General features: G+C 53.5%; 2 rRNA genes. Both read right to left on the bottom strand.

From position 1 onward, the window contains the following. Positions 1–1,946, bottom strand: a 23S ribosomal RNA gene (locus RT688_RS23585); the annotation flags it as partial. A gap of 168 nt (positions 1,947–2,114) precedes the next feature. Beyond that, a 16S ribosomal RNA gene (locus tag RT688_RS23580) occupies positions 2,115–3,676 on the bottom strand. Between the last annotated feature and the right edge of the window lie 166 nt (positions 3,677–3,842).

Raw genomic sequence — 3,842 nt, 5'->3', positions numbered from 1 at the left:
ACCTTAGGACCGTTATAGTTACGGCCGCCGTTTACTGGGGCTTCGGTTCAAAGCTTCGCTTGCGCTAACCCATCCCCTTAACCTTCCAGCACCGGGCAGGCGTCAGCCCCTATACGTCATCTTGCGATTTAGCAGAGACCTGTGTTTTTGCTAAACAGTCGTTTGGGCCTATTCACTGCGGCTCTACTCATGTAGAGCGTCCCTTCTCCCGAAGTTACGGGACCATTTTGCCGAGTTCCTTAACGAGAGTTATCCCGCGCGTCTTAGAATTCTCATCTCGCCTACCTGTGTCGGTTTACGGTACTGGCGCCTTCCCCCTCACTAGAGGCTTTTCTTGGCAGTGTGAAATCGTGACCTACGTCCCTACGGGACTCCGCATCGTTCCTTGACTGTGGTGCCTGACGGATTTGCCAATCAGACGGTCTTGAAACTTGCACATGCACTTCCATCCGCATGCGTCACTATCCTCCTGCGTCCCCCCATTGTTCAAACGGTGGATCGGCGGTACAGGAATATCAACCTGTTATCCATCGCCTACGCCTTTCGGCCTCGGCTTAGGTCCAGACTAACCCTGAGCGGACGAGCCTTCCTCAGGAAACCTTGGGCTTTCGACGGAGGGGATTCTCACCCCTCTTTTCGCTACTCACACCGGCATTCTCACTTCCAAACGCTCCACTGCTCCTTCCGGTACAGCTTCGCAGCGGTTTGGAACGCTCCCCTACCATTCCTTACGGAATCCGCAGCTTCGGTGGTATGTTTAGCCCCGTTACATTTTCGGCGCGGCGCCACTCGACTAGTGAGCTATTACGCACTCTTTGAATGGTGGCTGCTTCTAAGCCAACATCCTAGCTGTCTAGGCAGCGCCACATCCTTTTCCACTTAACATACACTTGGGGACCTTAGCTGGCGGTCTGGGCTGTTTCCCTCTTGACTACGGATCTTATCACTCGCAGTCTGACTCCCGAGTATAAGTTGCTGGCATTCGGAGTTTAACTGAATTCGGTAACCCTGTGGGGGCCCCTAGTCCAATCAGTGCTCTACCTCCAGAACTCTCAACCTCGAGGCTAGCCCTAAAGCTATTTCGGGGAGAACCAGCTATCTCCAGGTTCGATTGGCATTTCACCGCTACCCACACCTCATCCCCGCACTTTTCAACGTGCGTGGGTTCGGACCTCCAGTCAGTGTTACCTGACCTTCATCCTGGACATGGGTAGATCACCTGGTTTCGGGTCTACGACAACGCACTGAACGCCCTGTTCAGACTCGCTTTCGCTACGGCTCCGCCTCATCGGCTTAACCTCGCGCGTTATCGTAACTCGCCGGTTCATTCTACAAAAGGCACGCCATCACCCGTTAACGGGCTCTGACTACTTGTAGGCATACGGTTTCAGGATCTATTTCACTCCCCTTCCGGGGTGCTTTTCACCTTTCCCTCACGGTACTGGTTCACTATCGGTCACTAGGGAGTATTTAGCCTTGGGAGATGGTCCTCCCGGATTCCGACGGGGTTTCACGTGTCCCGCCGTACTCAGGATCCACTCTGGAGGGAAAACAGTTTCAGCTACAGGGCTGTCACCTTCTTCGGCCGACCTTTCCAGGTCCTTCACCTACTGTCTTCCTTTTTGACTCCGTATAGAGTGTCCTACAACCCCGAAGAGCATGCTCTCCGGTTTGGGCTGTTCCCGTTTCGCTCGCCGCTACTCAGGGAATCGCATTTGCTTTCTCTTCCTCCGGGTACTTAGATGTTTCAGTTCCCCGGGTCTGCCTCACGCTACGCTATGTATTCACGTAGCCTGTCCCATCCCATTACAGATGGTGGGTTCCCCCATTCGGAAATCTTCGGATCAAAGCATACTTACTGCTCCCCGAAGCATATCGCTGTTCGTCGCGTCCTTCATCGGCTCCTAGTGCCAAGGCATCCACCGTACGCCCTTCATACCTTGATCTAGCGTTGGTATTCTAAGAACACACGTCTTAAATGACATGGTTAATTAAAAGTTTGATGTCTTGTTGATGTCTTCAGTTTTCAAGGTGCGAGTGTCTCTTGCGAGACGTGAGAGACGAGCTCTCAAAACTGAACGATGGGCATGTCCCGTAAGGGACGTTTTCCTTAGAAAGGAGGTGATCCAGCCGCACCTTCCGATACGGCTACCTTGTTACGACTTCACCCCAATCATCTACCCCACCTTCGACGGCTGGCTCCTTGCGGTTACCTCACCGGCTTCGGGTGTTGCAAACTCTCGTGGTGTGACGGGCGGTGTGTACAAGACCCGGGAACGTATTCACCGCAGTATGCTGACCTGCGATTACTAGCGATTCCGACTTCATGCAGGCGAGTTGCAGCCTGCAATCCGAACTGGGAACGGCTTTATGGGATTGGCTCCACCTCGCGGTCTCGCTGCCCTTTGTACCGTCCATTGTAGCACGTGTGTAGCCCAACTCATAAGGGGCATGATGATTTGACGTCATCCCCACCTTCCTCCGGTTTGTCACCGGCAGTCTACTTAGAGTGCCCAACTTAATGATGGCAACTAAGCTTAAGGGTTGCGCTCGTTGCGGGACTTAACCCAACATCTCACGACACGAGCTGACGACAACCATGCACCACCTGTCACCATTGTCCCCGAAGGGAAAACTTGATCTCTCAAGCGGTCAATGGGATGTCAAGAGTTGGTAAGGTTCTTCGCGTTGCTTCGAATTAAACCACATGCTCCACCGCTTGTGCGGGTCCCCGTCAATTCCTTTGAGTTTCAGCCTTGCGGCCGTACTCCCCAGGCGGAGTGCTTAATGCGTTAGCTTCAGCACTGAGGGGCGGAAACCCCCCAACACCTAGCACTCATCGTTTACGGCGTGGACTACCAGGGTATCTAATCCTGTTTGCTCCCCACGCTTTCGCGCCTCAGCGTCAGTTACAGACCAAAGAGTCGCCTTCGCCACTGGTGTTCCTCCACATCTCTACGCATTTCACCGCTACACGTGGAATTCCACTCTTCTCTTCTGTACTCAAGCCTTCCAGTTTCCAATGGCCCTCCCCGGTTGAGCCGGGGGCTTTCACATCAGACTTAAAAGGCCGCCTGCGCGCGCTTTACGCCCAATAATTCCGGACAACGCTTGCCACCTACGTATTACCGCGGCTGCTGGCACGTAGTTAGCCGTGGCTTTCTCGTAAGGTACCGTCAAGGTACGAGCATTTCCTCTCGTACGTGTTCTTCCCTTACAACAGAGTTTTACGATCCGAAAACCTTCATCACTCACGCGGCGTTGCTCCATCAGACTTTCGTCCATTGTGGAAGATTCCCTACTGCTGCCTCCCGTAGGAGTCTGGGCCGTGTCTCAGTCCCAGTGTGGCCGATCACCCTCTCAGGTCGGCTATGCATCGTCGCCTTGGTGGGCCGTTACCCCACCAACTAGCTAATGCACCGCAAGGCCATCTCAAGGTGACGCCGGAGCGCCTTTCATCAACGGACCATGCGGTCCGATGAACTATCCGGTATTAGCTCCGATTTCTCGGAGTTATCCCAATCCTTGAGGCAGGTTCCTTACGTGTTACTCACCCGTCCGCCGCTCATTCCACTGCCTTCCCTCCGAAGAGTTCCGTCAGCTTCCTGCGCTCGACTTGCATGTATTAGGCACGCCGCCAGCGTTCGTCCTGAGCCAGGATCAAACTCTCCATGAAGTGTTTGACTTGCTCGTTGTTGTGACCGAAGTCACGATTGACGAAGCTTGCGCTTCATTCGTTTTTGTATTCCGTAGAATACGATTTTTGCCTCATCGTTCAGTTTTCAAAGTCCAATGTATTTCGTATGAAAATAATGGTCGGGAAGACAGGATTCGAACCTGCG

Source organism: Massilia sp., assembly GCF_032106685.1.
Taxonomy (GTDB): domain Bacteria; phylum Pseudomonadota; class Gammaproteobacteria; order Burkholderiales; family Burkholderiaceae_D; genus Telluria.
The sequence above is the reverse complement of the archived record's forward strand: the minus strand, read 5'-3'. Positions and strand labels throughout refer to the sequence as shown.